General features: G+C 57.0%; 27 protein-coding genes. 13 read left to right on the forward strand and 14 right to left on the reverse strand.

All coding sequences use genetic code 11. The features are described from left to right. Positions 1 to 48: 48 nt before the first annotated feature. Both CDI07_RS00755 and CDI07_RS00760 read right to left on the reverse strand, forming a co-directional pair. Positions 49 to 327, reverse strand: a complete 279-nt coding sequence (locus CDI07_RS00755; protein ID WP_088179795.1) for a hypothetical protein — start codon at positions 325 to 327, stop codon at positions 49 to 51. 5 nt (positions 328 to 332) lie between these two features. Then, on the reverse strand, positions 333 to 590 hold the full coding sequence (locus CDI07_RS00760) for a hypothetical protein (RefSeq protein ID WP_343232453.1): 258 nt from the start codon (positions 588 to 590) through the stop codon (positions 333 to 335). 81 nt (positions 591 to 671) lie between these two features. On the opposite strand from CDI07_RS00760, the gene CDI07_RS00765 reads away from it, so the two are divergent. Both CDI07_RS00765 and CDI07_RS00770 read left to right on the forward strand, forming a co-directional pair. Then, positions 672 to 959 (forward strand): hypothetical protein, encoded by a 288-nt coding sequence (locus CDI07_RS00765; RefSeq protein WP_088179797.1) that lies wholly within the window; start codon positions 672 to 674, stop codon positions 957 to 959. Positions 960 to 968: 9 nt separating this feature from the next. Then, positions 969 to 1286 (forward strand): nucleotide pyrophosphohydrolase, encoded by a 318-nt coding sequence (locus CDI07_RS00770; protein WP_088179798.1) that lies wholly within the window; start codon positions 969 to 971, stop codon positions 1284 to 1286. On the opposite strand, the gene CDI07_RS00775 is transcribed toward CDI07_RS00770, so the two are convergent. Beyond that, entirely contained in the window at positions 1276 to 1725 is a 450-nt protein-coding gene (locus tag CDI07_RS00775; protein WP_088179799.1) for an HIT family protein, read from the reverse strand. The two genes, CDI07_RS00770 and CDI07_RS00775, sit on opposite strands and share 11 nt — an antisense overlap. Before the next feature lie 55 nt (positions 1726 to 1780). Here CDI07_RS00775 and CDI07_RS00780 point away from each other — a divergent pair, with 55 nt between their 5' ends. From CDI07_RS00780 to CDI07_RS00820, 9 genes are all read left to right on the forward strand, one after another. Continuing rightward, on the forward strand, positions 1781 to 2002 hold the full coding sequence (locus CDI07_RS00780) for a hypothetical protein (RefSeq protein ID WP_088179800.1): 222 nt from the start codon (positions 1781 to 1783) through the stop codon (positions 2000 to 2002). 78 nt (positions 2003 to 2080) lie between these two features. Next, positions 2081 to 2863, forward strand: coding sequence for an archaeal proteasome endopeptidase complex subunit alpha (gene psmA / locus CDI07_RS00785; protein ID WP_088179801.1), 783 nt, complete (start codon positions 2081 to 2083; stop codon positions 2861 to 2863). A gap of 11 nt (positions 2864 to 2874) precedes the next feature. Next, entirely contained in the window at positions 2875 to 3585 is a 711-nt protein-coding gene (locus CDI07_RS00790; protein WP_088179802.1) for a ribosome assembly factor SBDS, read from the forward strand. Further along, on the forward strand, positions 3582 to 4352 hold the full coding sequence (rrp4, locus tag CDI07_RS00795) for an exosome complex RNA-binding protein Rrp4 (RefSeq protein ID WP_088179803.1): 771 nt from the start codon (positions 3582 to 3584) through the stop codon (positions 4350 to 4352). Before CDI07_RS00790 ends, rrp4 begins: the two co-directional genes overlap by 4 nt. After that, on the forward strand, positions 4349 to 5098 hold the full coding sequence (gene rrp41 / locus CDI07_RS00800) for an exosome complex exonuclease Rrp41 (RefSeq protein WP_088179804.1): 750 nt from the start codon (positions 4349 to 4351) through the stop codon (positions 5096 to 5098). Before rrp4 ends, rrp41 begins: the two co-directional genes overlap by 4 nt. A 1-nt stretch (position 5099) precedes the next feature. Further along, positions 5100 to 5909: an exosome complex protein Rrp42 gene (gene rrp42, locus CDI07_RS00805; RefSeq protein ID WP_088179805.1), complete on the forward strand. Its 810-nt coding sequence runs from the start codon at positions 5100 to 5102 to the stop codon at positions 5907 to 5909. 31 nt (positions 5910 to 5940) lie between these two features. Further along, positions 5941 to 6237 (forward strand): hypothetical protein, encoded by a 297-nt coding sequence (locus CDI07_RS00810; protein WP_088179806.1) that lies wholly within the window; start codon positions 5941 to 5943, stop codon positions 6235 to 6237. 51 nt (positions 6238 to 6288) lie between these two features. Next, positions 6289 to 6684 carry a cell division protein SepF gene (locus tag CDI07_RS00815; protein WP_088179807.1) on the forward strand — a complete coding sequence of 132 codons (396 nt, stop codon included), beginning with the start codon at positions 6289 to 6291 and terminating at the stop codon, positions 6682 to 6684. 66 nt (positions 6685 to 6750) lie between these two features. Next, entirely contained in the window at positions 6751 to 7377 is a 627-nt protein-coding gene (locus CDI07_RS00820; protein WP_088179808.1) for a ZPR1 zinc finger domain-containing protein, read from the forward strand. Here the strand turns inward: CDI07_RS00820 and CDI07_RS00825 are convergent. From CDI07_RS00825 to CDI07_RS00870, 10 genes are all read right to left on the reverse strand, one after another. After that, the gene (locus CDI07_RS00825) at positions 7374 to 7898 is read right to left on the reverse strand and encodes an ASCH domain-containing protein (protein ID WP_088179809.1); all 525 of its coding nucleotides are present in this window, start codon (positions 7896 to 7898) and stop codon (positions 7374 to 7376) included. The two genes, CDI07_RS00820 and CDI07_RS00825, sit on opposite strands and share 4 nt — an antisense overlap. Before the next feature lie 46 nt (positions 7899 to 7944). Further along, on the reverse strand, positions 7945 to 8946 hold the full coding sequence (locus tag CDI07_RS00830; RefSeq protein WP_088179810.1) for a homoserine dehydrogenase: 1002 nt from the start codon (positions 8944 to 8946) through the stop codon (positions 7945 to 7947). Positions 8947 to 8992: 46 nt separating this feature from the next. Then, positions 8993 to 9838: a CBS domain-containing protein gene (locus CDI07_RS00835; protein WP_088179811.1), complete on the reverse strand. Its 846-nt coding sequence runs from the start codon at positions 9836 to 9838 to the stop codon at positions 8993 to 8995. An 81-nt stretch (positions 9839 to 9919) separates the two neighbouring features. Next, positions 9920 to 11125, reverse strand: a complete 1206-nt coding sequence (locus CDI07_RS00840) for a sodium ion-translocating decarboxylase subunit beta (protein ID WP_088179812.1) — start codon at positions 11123 to 11125, stop codon at positions 9920 to 9922. A 6-nt stretch (positions 11126 to 11131) separates the two neighbouring features. Then, positions 11132 to 11593, reverse strand: coding sequence for an acetyl-CoA carboxylase biotin carboxyl carrier protein subunit (locus CDI07_RS00845; protein WP_088179813.1), 462 nt, complete (start codon positions 11591 to 11593; stop codon positions 11132 to 11134). Positions 11594 to 11595: 2 nt separating this feature from the next. Continuing rightward, the gene (locus CDI07_RS00850; protein WP_088181517.1) at positions 11596 to 11964 is read right to left on the reverse strand and encodes an OadG family protein; all 369 of its coding nucleotides are present in this window, start codon (positions 11962 to 11964) and stop codon (positions 11596 to 11598) included. Between the two features lie 18 nt (positions 11965 to 11982). Beyond that, positions 11983 to 13551: a carboxyl transferase domain-containing protein gene (locus CDI07_RS00855; protein WP_088179814.1), complete on the reverse strand. Its 1569-nt coding sequence runs from the start codon at positions 13549 to 13551 to the stop codon at positions 11983 to 11985. A gap of 98 nt (positions 13552 to 13649) precedes the next feature. After that, positions 13650 to 14096: a translation initiation factor IF-2 subunit beta gene (locus CDI07_RS00860; protein WP_088179815.1), complete on the reverse strand. Its 447-nt coding sequence runs from the start codon at positions 14094 to 14096 to the stop codon at positions 13650 to 13652. A 52-nt stretch (positions 14097 to 14148) separates the two neighbouring features. Then, positions 14149 to 16200, reverse strand: coding sequence for a minichromosome maintenance protein MCM (gene mcm / locus CDI07_RS00865; RefSeq protein ID WP_088179816.1), 2052 nt, complete (start codon positions 16198 to 16200; stop codon positions 14149 to 14151). Further along, positions 16200 to 16694: a hypothetical protein gene (locus tag CDI07_RS00870; protein ID WP_088179817.1), complete on the reverse strand. Its 495-nt coding sequence runs from the start codon at positions 16692 to 16694 to the stop codon at positions 16200 to 16202. The genes mcm and CDI07_RS00870 overlap by 1 nt, the downstream gene beginning before the upstream one ends. 156 nt (positions 16695 to 16850) lie before the next feature. Between CDI07_RS00870 and CDI07_RS00875 the strand changes: the two genes are divergently transcribed. Together CDI07_RS00875 and CDI07_RS00880 are read left to right on the forward strand one after the other, a co-directional pair. Next, positions 16851 to 17363 (forward strand): metallophosphoesterase, encoded by a 513-nt coding sequence (locus tag CDI07_RS00875; protein WP_088179818.1) that lies wholly within the window; start codon positions 16851 to 16853, stop codon positions 17361 to 17363. Between the two features lie 119 nt (positions 17364 to 17482). Continuing rightward, positions 17483 to 18325 (forward strand): hypothetical protein, encoded by an 843-nt coding sequence (locus CDI07_RS00880; protein ID WP_168169226.1) that lies wholly within the window; start codon positions 17483 to 17485, stop codon positions 18323 to 18325. On the opposite strand, the gene CDI07_RS00885 is transcribed toward CDI07_RS00880, so the two are convergent. Further along, complete coding sequence (locus CDI07_RS00885) at positions 18306 to 18896, reverse strand: hypothetical protein (RefSeq protein WP_088179820.1); 591 nt, start codon at positions 18894 to 18896, stop codon at positions 18306 to 18308. The two genes, CDI07_RS00880 and CDI07_RS00885, sit on opposite strands and share 20 nt — an antisense overlap. Between the last annotated feature and the right edge of the window lie 70 nt (positions 18897 to 18966).

An 18966-nucleotide genomic window follows, 5' to 3' on the forward strand; every position in this document is an offset into this window, starting at 1 on the left:
CTCTACCTTCAGAAAAGTGTCAATGAAAATCGAAAAATATTCGGAAAATCACCGCCGTTTTTTCTCGTTCTTGTCGTAGTAGACCTCGTTGGGTGTTCTGAACCAGGTTCTCGTTATGGTCTCCGAGCGCCACTCTCTGGGTGCCACTACGAAGATGGCCCCGAGGACGAAGGCCACCACGGTGATAACGCCCGCAACAGGTGCGTAGCCCGAGAAGCCCCAGAACATGATGAGAAACGGGATGCTGATTACTCCAATCACGATGGAGGCGAAGAGCACCATTAGGAGCCTGTACCCGTACCTCTCCATAAAGAGTCCCAGGTCCATCCCTTTTACCTCCTCCTGTCATCGTAGAAGTACTTCGCGTGGGCCTGCGCCTGCGCATCGAGGACGCGCCTCTTAACGGTGAACGCGTAGACAGCTCCCAGCAGCAGGAGCAATCCTCCCGCGAAGAGGCCGTAGAACCTGAGAGCCGTATAGACCGAGAGTGCGAGAACCCCAATTATCGTTAGAATGACAAGCCCAAACAGGCCGAACAGGATTTTATACCCGTACCTCTCCATGAAGAGGTCGAAGTCCACTCCGACCACCGTATGGATTTCATCCCATTGAACGTAAAAACCTTTCGGGAGGCTTAAATACCCCCGCGTGTAGGTTAATACGTGGTGAAAATGAAGGTGGGGGAACTTATCGAGCTGGTCGATGAGACCATAGCCAACCTGAAGATAGCGATAATCGCGAACCAGAACAGGGTCTTTGAGAGCCCGCACACGAGCTACGAGTTTGCTCAGAGGGCCCTGGAGCTTCAGGAGGACCTGGATGACCTGATGAAGGCGCGCGAGATGCTCGCCAAACTCGACCCTGAGGACGACGTTGAGGAGCATTTCTCGGAGGAGGAGCTCGATGAGTTTTTGAGACTCCTTGAGCTTCTCAGGAATGCCGACGCCCATGCCTACTGAGGTGGTCCCATGGACTTTAGGGAGCTTGAGGAAAGGGTCGTCGCCTTCCGAGATGCGAGGAACTGGGCCGAGTACCACACGCCGAAGAACCTGGCCATATCGGCGGCAGTCGAGCTGGGCGAACTGCTCGAGCACTTCCAGTGGGAGACTGACGAGGAGATACTCGAGGCCGTCGAAGACCCGGCCAAAAAGGAGGCCATAGCCGATGAGATAGCCGATGTCGTTATCTATCTCACGCTGCTCGCCCACGAGCTCGGCATAGACCTGGACGAGGCCCTCGAGAGGAAGCTTGAGAAGAACGGGAGGAAGTACCCGCTCAGGACCTGAACGCCTTCCTTAGCATCTCGATTTCTTCATCGCTCATCCTGTTCTTCTCCCAGCGCTCCCTCAGGCTGAGGTTCTCGTCCTCCAGATCCAGTACAGCCTTCCTGACGCCGCCCCGCGGGTGGGCGCAGTCTCCCTCCCAGCGTGGGATGACGTGGACGTGTAGATGGGGAACCGTCTGGCCGGCGGCCTTTCCCAGGTTTATCCCAACGTTGAAGCCGTCCGGCCTCAGGGCCCGGGTCAGCTTTTCCATCGCCAGCTCTATTCCCCTCAGTAGCGCCTCCTTCTCCTTCGGGCTCAGTTCGTTTGGACTCTCAACGTGCCGCCTCGGGACGACCAGCAGGTGTCCCCTGTTCGCTGGATAGGAGTCAACGAGTATCCTGATGATTCCGTCATCGTAAAGAATCGCCTCCCGCTTCGCGTTGCAGAACGGACACTCCATCGGCAACACCAAAGACTTAAAACGGGTTTCAAATAAAAAGGCCTCGGTGAGAGGAATGGAGGAGACCCTTGAGGTAATGAACAAAACGTACAGGAGGTTCCTCGCGCTTGGCATGGGGTTTCTCATAGTGGCCTTCGGTATGATGATAGTTCAGCCCCTCGGCCGGGAGCCGTCGCTGATTCTGGCCGCGATACTGTTCGTGATAGCATTCATTCCCCTGGAGTTCGCCAGAAGAATAGCCAGAAAGATGGCGATGCTCGCCTTGCGGGGTGAATAGAAAAGCTTAATTAGGCCGTCCGAGAATTATGGCCAGAGAGTAGGAGATATGACGATAATACGTTAGAGGTGATGTAAAATGGCGTTTGTACCACCACAGGCAGGTTACGACAGGGCCATTACTGTTTTCAGCCCTGACGGAAGGCTCTTCCAGGTAAACTACGCACGGGAGGCCGTTAAGAGGGGAGCAACCGCCGTCGGTGTTAAGTGGAAGGAAGGCGTCGTTCTCGCCGTTGAGAAGAGGATAACCAGCAAGCTCATCGAGCCGAGCAGCTACGAGAAGATTTTCCAGATCGACGACCATATAGCCGCCGCTCCGAGCGGCATAATAGCCGATGCGAGAGTCCTCGTTGACAGGGCCAGGCTTGAGGCCCAGGTTTACAGGCTCACCTACGGCGAACCTGTTCCGCTCACCGTTCTGGTGAAGAAGATTTGCGACCTCAAGCAGGCTCACACCCAGTACGGCGGTGTGAGGCCCTTCGGTGCGGCCCTTCTAATGGCGGGCGTCAACGACAAGCCGGAGCTCTACGAGACCGACCCGAGCGGGGCCTACTTCGAGTGGAAGGCCGTCGCGATAGGCAGCGGCAGGAACACCGCCATGGCCATCTTCGAGGAGCACTACACCGACGACATAGACATGGAGGGAGCGGTAAAGCTCGCCATAATGGCCCTCGCGAAGACCCTTGAGGAGCCGAGTCCGGACAGCATAGAGGTCGCGTACATAACGATGGAGGACAAGCGCTGGAAGAAGCTCGGCAAGGAAGACGTTGCCAAGTACCTCGATGAAATCCTCGAAGAGGTCAAGGAAGAGGAAGTTGAGGAGAAGGAAGAGGACTACTCCGAGCTGGACAGCAACTACTGAGGTGACGGGCGATGCCCATAAGTGTTGATAAAGCCGTCATCGCCCGTCTGAAGACGCACGGCGAGACCTTCGAGATACTCGTTGACCCCTACCTGGCGAGGGACTTCAAGGAGGGCAAGGACGTCCCCGTTGAGGAGATCCTCGCCACTCCCTACGTTTTCAAGGACGCCCACAAGGGCGACAAGGCCAGCGAGCACGAGATGGAGAAGATATTCGGCACCAGTGACCCCTACGAGGTGGCGAAGATAATCCTCCGCAAGGGGGAGGTTCAGCTGACGGCGGAGCAGAGGAGGCAGATGCTCGAGGACAAGAGGCGCTACATAGCGACCGTGATCCACAGGCACGCCGTCGACCCGAGGACCGGCTACCCGCACCCAGTTGATAGAATCCTCAGGGCGATGGAAGAAGCTGGAGTCCACATTGACCTCTTCAAGGACGCCGAGGCACAGGTTCCCGGAGTCATCAAGGCGATAAGGCCGCTTCTCCCGATAAAGATGGAGCTGAAGGTCATAGCCGTCAAGATACCCGGTGACTACGTCGGCAAGGCCTACGGGGAGGTAAGGAAGTTCGGAACGATAAAGCGCGAGGAGTGGGCCAGCGACGGTTCGTGGCTGTTCCTCATCGAGATTCCTGGGGGAATTGAGGACGAGTTTTATGAGAAGCTTAACGCCCTCACGAAGGGCAATGCGGTAACTAAACTTATAGAGAGGAAGGGACTATGAGACGGATTTTTGTAAAGAATAGGGAACTGGTGGTTCCTGGGACTCTGCTTGCCCAGGGACCGTTTAAGAGCGGAAGAGGAACGTTCAGAGAAGGCAACAGGATATATTCGACGGTCGTTGGACTGGTTGAGATCAGGGGAGACGCCATAAGGGTGATACCACTCGAGGGACCGTACATCCCAGAGGTGGGCGACAACGTTCTCGGCAAGATAACCGACGTCAGGTTCTCCAACTGGAGCGTTGACATAGGGGCACCCTACGAGGCCAACCTGCGCGTTCAGGACGCCACTGAGGAGCGCATAGACATACTGAAGACCGACCTGAGGAAGATATTCGACATCGGCGACATAATCTACGCCAGGATAAAGGCGTACAACGAGATAAACCAGATAGACCTGACCACGAGGGGCATGCCCTTCAAGGGCGGTCCGCTCAGGGGAGGGCAGATAGTGAAGATAACGCCCTCCAAGGTGCCGAGGCTCATCGGTAAGGGCGGTTCGATGATAAACCTCATCAAGAAGCTGACCGGGACGAGGATAATAGTCGGCCAGAACGGCTGGGTCTGGGTCAGCGGCAAGAAGGAAGAGATGGAGAAGCTCGCGATCGAGGCGATACTCAAGGTGAACAGGGAGAGCCACACCCAGGGACTGACCGACAGGGTCAAGGAACTTCTCATGACGAGACTCCAGGAGCTCAAGGAGCAGGGAGTCGTTGAGGAGATACCCCAGATTGAAGAGCCAAATGCTGGAGAGGGTGAAGGAGAATGATGGGCAAGCCAGAGGGTTTAAAGCTCATAGATGAGAACGGGAAGAGAATAGACGGGAGAAAGAAGTACGAACTCAGGCCTATAAAGATGGAAGTTGGCGTGCTGAAGAACGCCGACGGTTCTGCCTACGTTGAGTGGGGCAAGAACAAGGTTCTCGCTGCCGTTTACGGTCCGAGGGAGATTCACCCCAAGCACCTCCAGAGACCGGACAGGGCCATACTCCGCGTGAGGTACAACATGGCGCCCTTCAGCGTGGAGGAGCGCAAGAAGCCCGGTCCGGACAGGAGGAGCGTCGAGATAAGCAAGGTCATAAGGGGCGCTCTTGAGCCGGCACTCATACTCGAGATGTTCCCGAGAACGTCCATAGACGTATTCATCGAGGTCCTTCAGGCCGACGCGGGAACGAGGGTCGCCGGAATAACGGCAGCGTCACTCGCCCTGGCGGATGCGGGTGTGCCCATGAGGGACCTGGTCGCCGCCTGCGCCGCCGGTAAGATAGAGGGCGAGATAGTCCTCGACCTCAACAAGGACGAGGACAACTACGGCGAGGCCGACGTTCCAGTTGCCATAATGCCCCTCAAGAACGACATAACGCTGCTCCAGATGGACGGCTACCTCACCAAGGATGAGTTCGTCGAGGCCGTGAGGCTCGCCATCAAGGGTGCCAAGGCGGTCTACCAGAAGCAGCGCGAGGCGCTGAAGGTCAAGTATCTCAAGATAGCCGAGGAGGTCGGTGGAGGTGAGTGAGATGGAAGTGATGGCCAGCATAATGCGCGACCACATCCTGAGCCTCCTCAAGGAGGGCAGGCGCATAGACGGCCGCGGTCTTGAGGATTATCGCGACCTTGAGGTCAGGGTCAACGTCATCGAGAAGGCGGAAGGCTCAGCTTGGGTGAGGCTCGGCAACACCCAGGTTCTCGTCGGCATAAAGGTGGACATGGGTGAGCCCTTCCCCGACCTCCCGGAGAAGGGAGTCATAACGACTAACGTCGAGCTCGTGCCGCTCGCTTCCCCGAGCTTCGAGCCGGGGCCGCCCGACGAGAACGCCATCGAGCTGGCGCGTGTCGTGGACAGGGGCATAAGAGAGAGCCAGGCGGTGGAGCTTGAGAAGCTCGTCATAGTCCCCGGCAAGCTCGTCCGCGTCGTCTTCATCGACGTCCACGTCCTCGACTACGACGGAAACCTCCTCGATGCCAGTGGAATAGGTGCCATAGCTGCCCTGCTGAGCACGAAGATCCCGAAGGTCGTCTACGACGAGGAGAAGGACGAGGTTCAGGTCCTCGACGAGTACGAGCCGCTTCCGGTGAGCAGGGTGCCAATCCCGGTGACCATAGCCAAGATAGGCGGCAACCTGCTGGCCGACCCGAACCTCGACGAGGAGCGCGTCATGGACGGCAGGATAACGATAACCACCGACGAGAACGGCATGATTTCCTCGGTCCAGAAGAGCGAGGGCGGCAGCTTCAAGCTGGAGGAGGTCATGTACGCGGTTGACCTCGCCCTGAAGAAGGCCGCAGAGATCAGGGAGAAGGTTCTTGAGGCCGTCAAGGCCGGGTGAACCTTTTCTTTTCACCTTCCGGGTGGTTGATATGGGGGCTTCCCTTTTCGTTGACGTCATAGCCATCGCGGTGCTGGTGCTTTTCCTGCTCCAGTTCCTCAGGCTAGCCGTTGCTGGAGGCTCCAAGAAGGAGCTCTACCTGACGCTTGCGCTCTTTTCGATTACCCTCGGCGTCTGGCTCATCTACAACGCCTCCTTCACCTGGGGGTGGGACTTCTACACCTACGTACCCCTGGCTTTCGCAGTTGCCACCTTCCTCCTCAGCGTCTTCGGGCTGTTCCGGCTGCGTGAAGAGGAGGGGTTGGGGGGTTTTCAGAAAGAGATATAAACACCAATGCCCAAATTAATCCAGCCTTACGATTAACTGGGGGGAACAGTTATGGGATTGTTTGACAGCCTCAAAAAGAAGGACGAAAAGGCCAAGAAGAAGCCGCCCGCGGCGATTAAAAAGGAGGTTGCTCCTAGGCGTGACATCGATGTCATTCCTCTCGAGGAGGATGTTCTTGCTAAGGAGATAGTCAAGCCCCAGGTCAGGTACCTCAAGAAGATCGTCGTTACCAGCTATGCCGACCTCGAGAGAATCTCCGAGGAGCTCCAGAACGGCAACATAATCCTGGTCGACCTCACCCCGCTTGAGGTCAAGCCGGAGGTTCTTGAGAAGGTTGCCGAGCAGATAAAGGGAATGGTCAGCGCCCTTGGCGGACAGGCCGCTAAAATCTGCAAGCACGAGATAAAGCTGATTCTCGTTCCGGCGGACATCAGGATAACCAAGTGACGGCTTTCTTTTTCTATCCTACGATTTTATAAAGGGTTAATTGAGTCTATTCTTCGGTGGTGAGAGATGACCGAGAGGGAAGGAGAGATTCAGGAAATCCGGCTGGGAGACTGTCCAATATGCGGCGGTAAGGGCACGCTCAAGGCCCTTCAGTACGTTCACGACATTCCTTACTTCGGGAAGGTCATGGAGAGCACGATAATCTGCGAGAAGTGCGGCTACAGAAACGCCGACGTCATGATACTGGAGGACAGGCCTCCGAAGCTCTACAGCGTAAAGGTTGAGGAGGAAAAGGACCTCTTCACCCGCGTCGTCAGGAGTAAGAGTGGAACGATAGAGCTGGAGGAAATCGGCGTCAAGATAGAGCCCGGGCCTGCCGCTGAGGGCTTCGTCACCAACGTCGAGGGAATCCTTGAACGCGTTAGAGAAACGCTGGTAATGGCCAAGCACTTCCGGCAGGGCGAGGGCGACGAGGAGGCCGCCAAAAAGGCCGACGAAATACTCCAGTACATCGAGGAGGTCAAGGAGGGCAAAAAACCGCTCACAGTGCGGATTATGGACCCCCTCGGCAACAGCGCCCTCATCGGCGAGAAAGTGAAGAGCAGACTCCTGACGCAGGAGGAAATCGAGAGCCTCAGTCTCGGCCCCTACGTAATCGTTGAGCCGGAAGAAGGCGAGGAAAAAGACGATTAGAGATACACGGCCTCCCGCGCCAAGAGGTCCTCTATTAGAGCCCTCACCCAGGGCTTTCTAGTTTTTCTCGAGAGATGGATTATGCCCTCGACGTGAACTCCATAGCGCTCCCTCATCTCCTCCCTGCTCATGGGCTCCTTGAAAAGGAACGGTTTCTCTATCGTGAATGCGTAACCGTACTCCCTGATGTACTCGCCCAGCCAGCGCTTCCCGTTCTCCCCGTGAACCAGGGCCAAACCGCTGGTTTCCTTTGTCATCTCCCAGAGCGTATCGAGGTCGGCCTTTATTACCTCACCCACCTCGAAGCCGCCGGCTATCGTTCCCCTCTGCGTCAGCGTCTGCTCCTCGTGGAGGCCGAGCCTTCTCAGCGTGTCCCTCAGCTCGTAGGGGTTTCCCCTCGCCACGTAGAGGAAAACGGTGTCTCCCTCGCTGAACGCCCTGGCTTTCCTCAGCTCTACCGTTTTCAGTCCGCGGAATATCAGCTCCGCGTAGACCTGGTGGAGCGCTATCACGTGCTCCATGGTTTCACCTGAGCTAGGGCTTGCACGCGGATTAAAAAAGTTTGGGTCAGAGATTCAGTGCTGCCTTTATAATGTCGCTCACCACGCCGCTCGCCGTCTCCTTCAGCCCCGCCCCTGCCCCTTTGATGACCAGCTCATCGAGCAGGTCTGTCTTTATAACCGCGGCGTTCTCGTGGCTTTCAACGGCGAGGGGACCGTCGAGGGGCACCTCCCTGGGCTCCACCCTAACCTTTCCATCCTCCACCGTCGCTACCAGCCTCAGGGTCCTTCCGCGCTCCATGGCTCTATTCACGTCCTCTGGGGTTACCTCCGCTATGCCCTTAACATGAGCGTCGTTGAATGTCACTGGATGGAAGGCCAGGCAGTGGAGTATCGTTGCCTTGTATCCGGCGTCTATACCCAGTACATCCCCGCTGGGGTCGCGCTCGGCTATCCCGAGCTCCTGGGCTTCCTTAAGTGCCCCCTCAAAATCCAGCCCGGACTCCATCCGGCTTAGAATGAAGGTCGTGGTGGCGTTTAGAACCGCCTCGATCCTCTCCACCGTGTCGCCCTTCAGCCCATCGCGGAGGAGGGTTATTATCGGTGTTCCCGCCATCACGGTGGCCTCAAAGAGGTATGGGAGGTCTCTCATTTCCGCCTCCCTCATCAGCTCGGCGTAGTGGAACGCCAGGGGCGGTTTGTTGCTCGTGACGACGGCTTTCCCGTCCTTCAGCGCCGCCAGGTGCCAGGTGTGGGCGTTTTTGTCGTTAGTGACGTCTATAACGACATCTGCGTCGATTTCCCTGACCGCTTCCTCGGGTGTGAAACTGTAAACCTCGTAGTCGTTCGTCCATGAGGAGAGTCTTCCAAAGTTCTCCTTTACCATGAGCGCCTCCCTGAGGTCTACCCCCTCGGGAAGCCAGACGACGGCGCTGGTGTCCGCTATGCTCACGACCTTGAACTCCAGACCGTACCTCTCGCGGAAGATGGAACCCTTCTCAATCAGAACCCGCGCGAGGGCCCTGCCGACGTTTCCAAAACCAAAGAGAGACAGCCTTACCTCCCTCACGAATATCACCCGTAAGAAAAGGGGAATACCTTAAGCCCTTGCGGGCTCATTTGTTTAGGATGACCTTTATGATGTCCATGTCCCTGACGATGCCGACGAGCTCTCCCTCTCCCTTGATGACGGGCAGCTGCTCGATGTGGTACTGAACCATCTTCTGGGCGACGTCGTAAATGCTCATGTGGGGCGTTGCAACGACGAGCTCGCGGTTCATTATCTCCGAGACGGGCTTCTTGGGGAGCTGGAGCTCGGCCTTCTCGAAGAGGAGCGTCGGGTTGCTTTCGAGTATCCAGTCCTCCTCGCTGGAGGCGGCCAGTGCCGTCTGCTTCATGACCCTTATGACCTCGCTGTCCTTCAGGAGGTCTGTCTCGTCAACCATGCCCACGAGGTTGCCCTCGTCGTCGATGACCGGGATTGCCATCGCGTTGCACAGGAGGAGCGCCTTGAGGGCGGCTTTGAGAGGCGTCCCGTGCCAGACGACGCCGACGTTTTTCTGGTAGTACCTCTCGATGGTAACGTTCTTCAGCTTCTCGTTCTTCGCCAGGTAGCGCCTCACGATATCCCCAACCGTGAGAATTCCCAGAACCTTGTTCTCATCGTCAACCACAACCACGCGCCTGTAATCCATCTCGAGCATGGCCCTAACGGCCTTCTTCAGGTCATCGTTTGGTTTGACGGTGGGAACGTCCCTCTTAACGAGCATTGCGAGCTGCTCCTCATCGGGGTGGAGCAGAACACGCTTTATGCTTATTATTCCGACGAGGGCCTTCGTGTTCTTGTTGATGACGGGGAATGACCTTACTTTGTGCTTCCTGAAGAGGCTGAGGGCGTACTCCCTCGTTGCCGGAAGCTCTATCGCCACTGGGTCTGGAGTCATTAAAGTCTTCACACGCATTTCCTTCACCACCGCTTTAACCTAAAGCGCTCTTCTCCTATTTTAAGCTTTTCATTCAAAAATTGACAAAAAGGTGGGAAGTCACCCGAGAACCGCCAGGAAAACTCCAGCGGCCACCGCGGTTCCTATGACTCCGGCGACGTTCGGACCCATCGCGTGCATGAGGATGAAGTTTCCTGGGTCCTCCTCGCTGGCCATCCTCTGAACGACGCGCGCCGACATCGGGACCGCCGAAACTCCCGCGGCGCCTATCATCGGGTTTATTCTTCCTCCGGAGAGCTTCATCATGAGCTTTCCGAAGAGCACGCCGCCGGCGGTGGCGCTGGCGAAGGCGACTATTCCGAGACCGAGTATCATCAGGGTCTCCTGGGTGAGGAAGCTGTCGGCCCTCATGGTCGAACCGACGCCCAGGCCGAGGAATATGGTGACGATGTTCATTAGCTCCTCCTGGGCAGCTTTGCTGAGCCTCTCGACGACGCCGCTCTCCCTGAACAGGTTGCCTATCATGAGCATTCCAACGAGCGGGGCGGCGCTGGGAACGAGGAGGCCGATGACGATCATGCTGATTATCGGGAAGATTATCTTCTCCCTCTTTGACACCGGCCTGAGCTGCTCCATCCTTATGCGCCTCTCCTCCTTGCTCGTGAGGGCCCTTATGATCGGTGGCTGAATCAGCGGGACCAGACTCATGTAGCTGTATGCAGCTACCGCCGTCGCTCCGAGTATCTCCGGTGCAAGCTTCGTGGTGAGGTATATCGTCGTCGGCCCGTCGGCGCCGCCTATGATGCCTATGCTCGCCGCCTGGTGGAGGTTGAAACCGAGCGCCAGAGCGGTGAGCATCGCTATGAACACACCTATCTGCGCCGCCGCACCCATGAGTGCCGTCTTCGGGTCGGCTATCATCGGACCGAAGTCCGTCATCGCTCCCAGACCGAAGAATATCAGGAGCGGGACGATTTCCGTCCTTATAAGGGTGTAATAGATGATATCAAAGATTCCGGGCGGGCCGTACTGCTGGTTGAGGTAGCTGAGGGTTGCGAATATGTTGTCCGCTATATGCTCCGGAAGGTTCGGGGCTATGGGCCAGTTGGCCAGGTGGCCGAGGGGTATGTTCACCAGCACCGCGCTGATACCTATCGGGAGCAGCAGGAGCGGTTCCATCTCGTATCTTATGGCCAGGTAGACCAGCGTGAGGCCGACTATTATCATTATCACGTTGCCCGCCGTGAGGTTCATCAGTCCCATGCCCTGGAAGAACGTTATTATCGATTCCACGAGTCCAACCATGGCCCTTCACCCTAGTTCTATTAGTGTTTGTCCGGTGTCGACGGTGTCGCCTTCTTTTACGAGGATTTTCTTTACTACTCCATCCTTTGGTGCGGGAATTTCGTTCTCCATTTTCATTGCTTCGAGGATTAAGAGTCCTTGGCCGGTTTTGACTTCATCGCCTTCCTTGACTAGTATTCTTAGAATCTTGCCTGGCATTGGGGCTGTAACTGCACCCTCCCCGGCCGGGGCGGGAGTTGGCGCCGCCGGAGCAACCGGGGCTGGAGCCGGAGCAGCAACAGGTGCGGGCGCAGGAGTGGCGGTTGCAGGGGCAGCACTGGCGCTCAGGGCGCTCATATCGATTCCCAGGCCCTTCGCCTCAACGGTGTACTCCTTGTCCTCAAAGGCAACCTTAAAGCGGCCCATTCCGAGATCCTCAACCTCAACCTCGTACTCAACACCATCCACGATGACCTTGACCTTCGCCATCTTCACCACTTCCCAAGTTCGTAGTTGAAGTCCTCAACTTCCTCCATGCTCGACTGGACGCCGTAGAGGCGCCAGGCGTCTGAAACTTTCCTCTTGAACGGCAGCGGCCTGAGCTGTGAAGCCTTCTCGGCGGTGTACGCGAGAACCGCGGCCGTTATGACCGCGAGGTCCCTCGGGGGTATAGTCGGCTTTTCCTCCTTGGCCTCGACCTTTGAGGGTGGAACCGGAGCGGGGGCTGGCTTTTCCCGCTCCACCAGCCTTCTCTCGGTCCAGCCAACCGCGTAGAGAACGACCGCCAGGATGCTGAGCACCATGAAGACTATTGTGACACCCAGCACCGTCAGGTTCAGGCCCTCCATGAACTCGCTCATCACAACCATGCTAACACCTCACAGCGGTATGTTGCCGTGCTTCTTCGGCGGCAGCTTAACGCGCTTGCTCTCCATGGCCTCGAGAGCGAGTATTATCTTTGCCCTCGTCTCGGCAGGGTCTATGACGTCGTCTATGTAGCCCCTCGCCGCTGCAACGTACGGGTTGGCGAAGCGCTCCCTGTACTCCTGTATCTTCTGCTGGCGAACCTCCTCCGGGTTCTCGGCTTGAGCTATCTCCTTCCTGAAGATGATGTTGGCGGCTCCCTCCGGACCCATGACCGCTATCTCCGCCGTGGGCCAGGCGAAGACGAAGTCAGCTCCAAGGTGCTTGCTTCCCATGGCGAGGTAGGCACCGCCGTAGGCCTTCCTGAGGATTATCGTGACCAGCGGAACGGTTGCCTCGGAGTAGGCGTAGAGGACCTTTGCACCGTGCCTTATGATTCCACCGTACTCCTGCTGGGTTCCCGGGAGGTAGCCCGGAACGTCAACGAGGGTGACTATCGGGATGTTGAAGGCGTCGCAGGTTCTAACAAACCTGGCAATCTTGTCGGAGCTGTCTATGTCGAGAACGCCGGCGAAGTGTATCGGGTTGTTGGCAACTATACCGACGGTCTGGCCGTTCATCCTTCCGAATCCAACGACCGCGTTCGGGGCGAAGTAGGGAAGGATTTCGAGGAAGTCCGGGTTGCCGTTCTCGTCCCTGTCAACTATCTCGTAGATTACCTGCCTCACGTCGTAGCCCTTGTTCGGGTCGTCCGGGACTATGGAGTAGAGGCTCTCGGTCTTCCTGAAGGGCAGGTCGTTAGTCTTGACGCGCGGCGGCTTCTCCATGTTGTTGGAGGGCAGGTAGCTCACGAGGCGCCTTATGAGCGCCAGAACCTCCTCGTCGCTCTTACCGACCAGGTGGGCCTGTCCGGCGCGCTGGGCGTGAACCATGGCTCCACCGAGCTGGGTCGGCGTGACCTCCACACCCGTCACGGCCTTGACAACCTGCGGGCCGGTGATGAACATGAAGCTCGCCGGGTTGTCCACCATGAGGATGAAGTCTCCTATCGCCGGGCTGTAGACGGCTCCGCCGGCGCAGGGTCCCATTATCGCGGTTATCTGCGGAACGACACCGCTGAGAATGGTGTTCATCTTGAAAATCTCGCCGTAGCCCTTGAGCGAGTCAACACCCTCCTGGATTCTGGCACCGCCGGAGTCGTTGAGGCCTATCACAGGCGCTCCAGCCTCGAGTGCCAGCTCCATTACGCGCTTTATCTTGGCCGCGTGCATCTCACCGAGGGAACCGCCCATGACGGTGAAATCCTGGGCAAAAACGAAGACGAGCCTTCCATCGATGGTACCGTAGCCGGTGATGACGCCGTCCGCGGGCAGCTCCTTCTTGTCCATGCCGAACTCGGTTCCGCGGTGCCTGACGAACATGCCGATTTCCACGAAGCTTCCGGGGTCGAGGAGCTTCTCAATCCTCTCGCGTGCGGTTAGCTTCCCCTTAGCGTGCTGTTTTTCGACGGCCTTTTCGCCGCCCATCTCAAGAATCTTCCTTTTTCTCTCATACAGGTCGTTAACCTTCTCTTCCATGCTCATGAGAACTCCCCCTGACTGCTGAGAGTGTCGCCTACTTGTAGTTTGTAAAGTTTAAAAGAGTTTTTATCGACCGTCAAACCCCGGAAAGAAAAGGGAATTCAAAGGTGCTGAATAGGCGTTTCGGCACCGCAGGCCTCACACTTGAGGAAGTGGAAGCGTCCGCGCTTGATAATCTTCGTATCCGGACTTCCACAGACCGGACAGATGACGTAGTCCTTGAGGTACTTCTTCATCTTGTTGCCTATCAGGTACGGTGTGAAGCGTCCCTGCAGGACGACGCGCCTTCCCTCAAGCGTTCCAGCCGTTGCCACCTCGCGCAGAATGAACTTGAGCAGGTGGTTCGGGTCGCGGTTCATAGCCTCGGCTATGTCCACGAAGTTCTCGATTATAGTTCTGTTTCCAGCTATCGTGACGACCGCGGCCGGAACCTCGAAACGGGAAGTGTGATGCTTGACGTTCTCGGGAAGCTCCTCGTAAGCCTTATCGAGCAGACCCTCGAAATCGTAAAAGTCAACCTTCTTCTCGCTCACTTTCCTCACCTCCATCTTAACTACCGGGAGACGTTTATAACCTTTTGGCGTGGGGAAAGGGTGGGAATCAGAGGACGCGGTAGAAGCCCGCGCGTGGCTCGTATATCCTGGCGTCGCGCTTGAGGTCGTTGATGAGCTTCTTTATCTCGTTCTCCGAGCCGAGACCGGCCTGCTTTGCCGCCTCGAGTATCCTGTCCTCCGGGGCTCCGAACTCTCCCTCGCTCTCCAGGCTCTTTATGATGTCAACCATCCTGTCGATCTTGTTTATCTTCTTGGAGCTCTTGCCGACCTCCAGTATCGAGACGTCCAGCGTCCCCTCCTCGTCAACGGCTATCTTCCTTATCATGTCCTCGATTATCGCTATCGCCGCCCTCGCGTCCTCCCTGGTGACGGTTTCACTGAGGCGCATCCTGGCGTGGGCCTCGCTGAGCCTTATCAGGGCCTCGAGCTGCCTCGCGGTTATGGGAATCGGCTGCACGCCGTCGTCCTCACCCGGCCTCTTAAAGCCCTTCCTCATCCTGACGTAGTAGCGCTTTATCTCCTCCATCGCCTCCCTGCTCAGAACGGGATGGACGTTCTTTCTCGCGTAGGCTATGTACTTCTTGAGCAGCTCGTATGGTATCTTGGGCGTAACGGCTTCCGCCTCGCCGCGGCGCACCTTGAGAATGTGCTCGGCTATCGATGAGTCGACCTTCTCGTCCGGTTCGTCGAGGAGCAGGAAGATGAGGTCGAAACGGCTGAGCAGGGTCGGTGGAAGGTCAAGCTGCTCCGGGAGGGACTTGTGGCGGTTGAAACGGCCGTATTTCGGATTAGCTGCCGCTATAACCGTTGTCCTCGCGTTCAGGGTTGCGGTTATACCCGCCTTGGAGATGCTGATGGTCTGCTGCTCGAGTGCCTCGTGTATCGCGCTCCTGTCCCTGTCGCTCATCTTGTCGAACTCGTCGATTAACGCGAATCCCCCGTCCGCTAAGACAAGAACACCGGCCTCAAGAACCCACGAACCTGTGAACTCGTCGCGAACCGCTGCGGCCGTCAAACCGGCTGCACTTGAGCTCTTACCGCTCGTGTAAATCGCCCTCGGTGCCAGGTTGGCAACGTAGCGGAGAATTTGGGATTTGGCCACTCCAGGGTCTCCAACGAGCAGAACGTGGCTCTCACCGCGAAGCTTCGTTCCGTCCGGGAGAGTTCTCTGTACACCGCCGAAGAGTGCCAGGGCTATGCCCTTCTTAACCGTCTTGTGGCCCCATATGGCGGGAGCTATGGAGTCAACGATGGCATCGACGATGTCCTTCCTCTTGGCCAGCTCGCGTATCTTCTGCTCGTCCTCCGGTGAAATCTCCAGCTCCTCAATCTCCTTACTGAGCTGCTCTATGTGGTTTACTTCCAGAACCTTCTTGAATATTGGCCTCTTGTCCTTCTGCTCCAGAATGACCCTGAGGATTCCGGTGGCGAGGATTCTATCGCCCGGCAGGGCGGTATCCACCAGGTCGTCGAGGAGTATCGCATCAACGAAGCGCGGCATCTGGCCGCCTTTGAGGCTCTCGGGCCTGTCCTGGAGGCGGAAGCTCTGGAAGTTTATGAAGCGGCTCTTCTCGACGTCGAGGTCAACGTTTCTGGAACCGCAGGCATCGCACTTGCTCGGCTTGACTATGTTCTCGTAGGGCCTCTGGAGGCGAACCATTTCGTTGCCGCAGTCCTTGCAGACGAAGACGGCTTTCTCGACGAAGGGCTTCACCTCGCTCACGCGCGTGATTATACCCTCCACCTGAATGAGCCTGTTTATGTGCTCGCTCCCGAGTTCCTTGACGAGGAGAGTCCTCGGAAGGTTGTAGAACCTCGCATGAACCTTGAACTCCTCCTCCTTGAGGAGGGGCGGCTCGCGGAGAACTATTTGAATGGCATCCTCCGCGGCGAGTATGCTCTCCTCGGGGTTTTCAAGGAGCTCTCCAGCAAGCTCCGGATCGAAGGAGTTGAGGTGCGTCCAGTCTATTGCCAGTGAGCGCTTTGGGGTAACCGTGAGCAAATCCTTGAGCTTGTTCAGGTAGACCTCGTTTCCGCTGTCGTCCACGTACTCCCTCAGAAAGCGTGCGTACCTTTCTATCATGTCCTCCCTGTCCATCACTCCTCACCCAGCCACTCGTTTCTGATTCTGGAAAGCTGGAGGTATATCCTCCTCTCCTCCGGCGAGAGTCTTGAGAGGAGTTCCAGGCTGTTGGGCCTCAGCATAACCGCCTTCAGGATTTTGTTGAAGCGTATCGTCTTCAGGTGCTCCAGCTTCTTCTTCAGGTTTGCGAGCTTGGTCAGTTTGACGTTTATGGTCTCTATCCCCTCTCCGGCGTTCATCCTCACGTAGTTCTCCAGGTAATACATGTAGAACTCGGCCCTCTCGTACAGTCCGGCGGGCAGGGGCATCAGGGGCTCGTTCTCACGCTCCTCCGCTATCGCGCGGTCTATCTCTCCTATGACCTTGTCGGTCTCATCGATAACCTCGACTATCTTGGCCTCCCAGAGTTCCTTTGCCTTCCAGTCCTCAAGGAGAACGACGTCGCCGGCGCTCCAGTCGCCCAGAGGACGGAGGATTTTAACCGCTATGACGGCTCTACCGGTGAACATGACATCACCCTCTCGAATATACCCATCCTCCCAGAGACCTATTAATTTTGCTATTGTTTTTTTGCCCGGATTTTCTATGAAAAAATCTGGGAGTTTTCACATATTTTCACGGTTAATCCTATAAGCCTTGAGGGTGTAATCCTCATGGGTGAGGGCATGCTGATAGGGATAATGAGCGATACCCACGATAACCTGCCCGCCATTGCAAAGGCGGTCGAGCTGTTCAACGGGAGGAACGTTGAGCTGGTTATTCATGCGGGTGATTACGTTGCCCCATTCGTTGCTAGGGAACTCAAGAAGCTCAAGGCGCCTCTCAAGGGCGTTTTCGGCAACAACGACGGCGAAAGGAAAGGCCTCTACGAGGCACTGGGCATCTACGACGAGATACTGGAAATCGAGGCCGACGGCATGAAGATAGCCGTAACCCACGGTACCGACGAGCGCATCGTCCGTGCGCTTGCCAGGAGCAGGCTATACGACGTTGTCATAGTCGGCCACACCCATCGCTACGAGATACGCGAGGAGGGCAGGACCATACTCGTCAACCCCGGCGAGGTCTGCGGCTACGTTACGGGAGTGAAGAGCGTCGCCCTGCTCGACACCAGGAAGAGGGAGGTGCGGATAGTCAACCTCGACACCGGGGAGCTCCTGGGGGCAATGAGTCTCTAATGAGCATCTCTGAAGAGTGTCTCTAACGAGCGTCTCTAAAGAGGGTCTCTGAAGGGCTTCTAACTTCCGCGCTCTCGATTTTTGGCCATCAAATCAGCAGAAACGAACCGGCGATGGGTATGGAGGACATACTGATTCCGAAGGAAAGGCGCGACGCGGTCGTGCTGATAGGAGTTGACCGCGATGAAAACGTGGAGTTCATCAAGGTCTACGCGGTCAGCGAGGAGAAGGCAAAGCAGACCCTAGAGGAGTTCTTCAGTGCCAAGGGCCTCTTTCCCGGCGACTACCGTCTCGTCAGCAGGGGGAGCGAGGAAGTAGGGGAGAGGAAGGCGATAACAACGAAGAGCGAGGCCTCGCTCAGCGCCTCCCTCGCCCGGCTCGGCCTCAGGCTACTCTCCAACGGGGTTCTCTACCTGGAGGGCGTTGAGAGGATCTACCAGTTCACGCTCGTCAGCGAGGCTCTCTATCAGCGCATAACCTTCGAAAAGGGGGAGGATGTGAAGGAAGAGCCCGTTCCCGAGTTCGAGCCACTGGACGTGCTCTCGCTCGGCGTTGACGTTCTCGTCGAGAACCTGAGGGGAACCGAGCTGGGAGAAGTCCTCCCTCCAAACGCGGTTCTTCTGAGGGAGCCGCCGCTCAAGGAAGTCTACGAACTGCTTGAAAAGGAGAGGGATTTTCCCATTGTTGTGGAAACGAAGGACGCGGGGAAGTATTCCTCCCTGGATTTTCCCGCCATCGTCCGCCTCCCGCCCCTCACCGTCGAGGAGTTCGCGGCAGAGCTATCGGAGAGACTGGGCTTCAGGGTTGAGCCGGAGCGTTTCCTCGACTATCCCCCTGAGAGGCTGAATCTGAGAAACGTCGATGCCCTGGCCAGGCTGGTCAGGGCCCTCATGACACGGAAGCGGCTTTCTCCTGAGGAGGCCCTTTCCCTCGCTGTGAGGCTCAACCTCGGAGGGCCTTGAAGTAGCGAACGACCATCCCGCGGAAATCTCTGTTGTGCTTGCCGAAGGCGGCGTTTACAAGCTCCCTGAGCCCTGCTTCGTCGGCCAGGTAGCTTAAGAGCAGAGCATCGTCAACGCTCAGCTCTCTCAGAAAGTCCGTCTTCGCTAGAAACTCGGAGCGGTCTGGAGTTCTCTCCCTGAGCTCCACGATTCTTTTAAGGTACGGTCGTACCTTCTCTTCCCGCCTCTCGAACTCCAGCCAGTCTATGGCCGTTGAGGTCTCCACCCGGATGTACTCCCAGGGTTCTCTGAGGTATTTTCCAACGGCGTTCCCTAGTTCTGAGCCCAGAATCTTCAGCCTGAACTCCTCGAACCTCTGGTAATCGTCGCTCAGGCGTTTCCTGTCCACCACGTCGAGACTTGCGAAGACGACCAGGGCAGTGAGGTAACACCCGACCGCCAGGGGAGCTTCCGGCACAACCAGGGTATCCCCCGAAATCGTGGCAACGCGGCCCCTCTCCCTCCGGAGGTTCTCGATGGGCATGCCCAGGGGATAGCTCATGCTCTTGATGCAGAACTCAAGTTCGTCCATACTCACACCGCTTGGAGTTGACTTCACCGAGTAAAAGCCTTTCGGCAAAATTTTTAGCGTTCCCATCGAA

Source organism: Thermococcus sp. 5-4 (assembly GCF_002197185.1).
GTDB classification, from domain to species: Archaea; Methanobacteriota_B; Thermococci; order Thermococcales; family Thermococcaceae; genus Thermococcus; species Thermococcus radiotolerans.

Bases quoted from the DNA above. Each gene is read 5' to 3' on its own strand.
- rrp4 (WP_088179803.1), top strand. From the start codon at position 3,582: ATGAGACGGATTTTTGTAAAGAATAGGGAACTGGTGGTTCCTGGGACT.
- CDI07_RS00875 (WP_088179818.1), top strand. From the start codon at position 16,851: ATGCTGATAGGGATAATGAGCGATACCCACGATAACCTGCCCGCCATT.
- CDI07_RS00835 (WP_088179811.1), bottom strand. From the start codon at position 9,838: ATGCGTGTGAAGACTTTAATGACTCCAGACCCAGTGGCGATAGAGCTT.
- CDI07_RS00815 (WP_088179807.1), top strand. From the start codon at position 6,289: ATGGGATTGTTTGACAGCCTCAAAAAGAAGGACGAAAAGGCCAAGAAG.
- rrp42 (WP_088179805.1), top strand. From the start codon at position 5,100: ATGGAAGTGATGGCCAGCATAATGCGCGACCACATCCTGAGCCTCCTC.
- CDI07_RS00765 (WP_088179797.1), top strand. From the start codon at position 672: ATGAAGGTGGGGGAACTTATCGAGCTGGTCGATGAGACCATAGCCAAC.
- CDI07_RS00860 (WP_088179815.1), bottom strand. From the start codon at position 14,096: ATGGAGGTGAGGAAAGTGAGCGAGAAGAAGGTTGACTTTTACGATTTC.
- CDI07_RS00855 (WP_088179814.1), bottom strand. From the start codon at position 13,551: ATGAGCATGGAAGAGAAGGTTAACGACCTGTATGAGAGAAAAAGGAAG.
- CDI07_RS00820 (WP_088179808.1), top strand. From the start codon at position 6,751: ATGACCGAGAGGGAAGGAGAGATTCAGGAAATCCGGCTGGGAGACTGT.
- CDI07_RS00780 (WP_088179800.1), top strand. From the start codon at position 1,781: ATGGAGGAGACCCTTGAGGTAATGAACAAAACGTACAGGAGGTTCCTC.
- CDI07_RS00810 (WP_088179806.1), top strand. From the start codon at position 5,941: ATGGGGGCTTCCCTTTTCGTTGACGTCATAGCCATCGCGGTGCTGGTG.
- CDI07_RS00870 (WP_088179817.1), bottom strand. From the start codon at position 16,694: ATGTTCACCGGTAGAGCCGTCATAGCGGTTAAAATCCTCCGTCCTCTG.
- rrp41 (WP_088179804.1), top strand. From the start codon at position 4,349: ATGATGGGCAAGCCAGAGGGTTTAAAGCTCATAGATGAGAACGGGAAG.
- CDI07_RS00775 (WP_088179799.1), bottom strand. From the start codon at position 1,725: ATGGAGTGTCCGTTCTGCAACGCGAAGCGGGAGGCGATTCTTTACGAT.
- CDI07_RS00845 (WP_088179813.1), bottom strand. From the start codon at position 11,593: ATGGCGAAGGTCAAGGTCATCGTGGATGGTGTTGAGTACGAGGTTGAG.
- CDI07_RS00770 (WP_088179798.1), top strand. From the start codon at position 969: ATGGACTTTAGGGAGCTTGAGGAAAGGGTCGTCGCCTTCCGAGATGCG.
- CDI07_RS00840 (WP_088179812.1), bottom strand. From the start codon at position 11,125: ATGGTTGGACTCGTGGAATCGATAATAACGTTCTTCCAGGGCATGGGA.
- psmA (WP_088179801.1), top strand. From the start codon at position 2,081: ATGGCGTTTGTACCACCACAGGCAGGTTACGACAGGGCCATTACTGTT.
- CDI07_RS00880 (WP_168169226.1), top strand. From the start codon at position 17,483: ATGGAGGACATACTGATTCCGAAGGAAAGGCGCGACGCGGTCGTGCTG.
- CDI07_RS00825 (WP_088179809.1), bottom strand. From the start codon at position 7,898: ATGGAGCACGTGATAGCGCTCCACCAGGTCTACGCGGAGCTGATATTC.
- CDI07_RS00790 (WP_088179802.1), top strand. From the start codon at position 2,875: ATGCCCATAAGTGTTGATAAAGCCGTCATCGCCCGTCTGAAGACGCAC.
- CDI07_RS00755 (WP_088179795.1), bottom strand. From the start codon at position 327: ATGGACCTGGGACTCTTTATGGAGAGGTACGGGTACAGGCTCCTAATG.
- CDI07_RS00850 (WP_088181517.1), bottom strand. From the start codon at position 11,964: ATGAGCGAGTTCATGGAGGGCCTGAACCTGACGGTGCTGGGTGTCACA.
- CDI07_RS00885 (WP_088179820.1), bottom strand. From the start codon at position 18,896: ATGGACGAACTTGAGTTCTGCATCAAGAGCATGAGCTATCCCCTGGGC.
- mcm (WP_088179816.1), bottom strand. From the start codon at position 16,200: ATGGACAGGGAGGACATGATAGAAAGGTACGCACGCTTTCTGAGGGAG.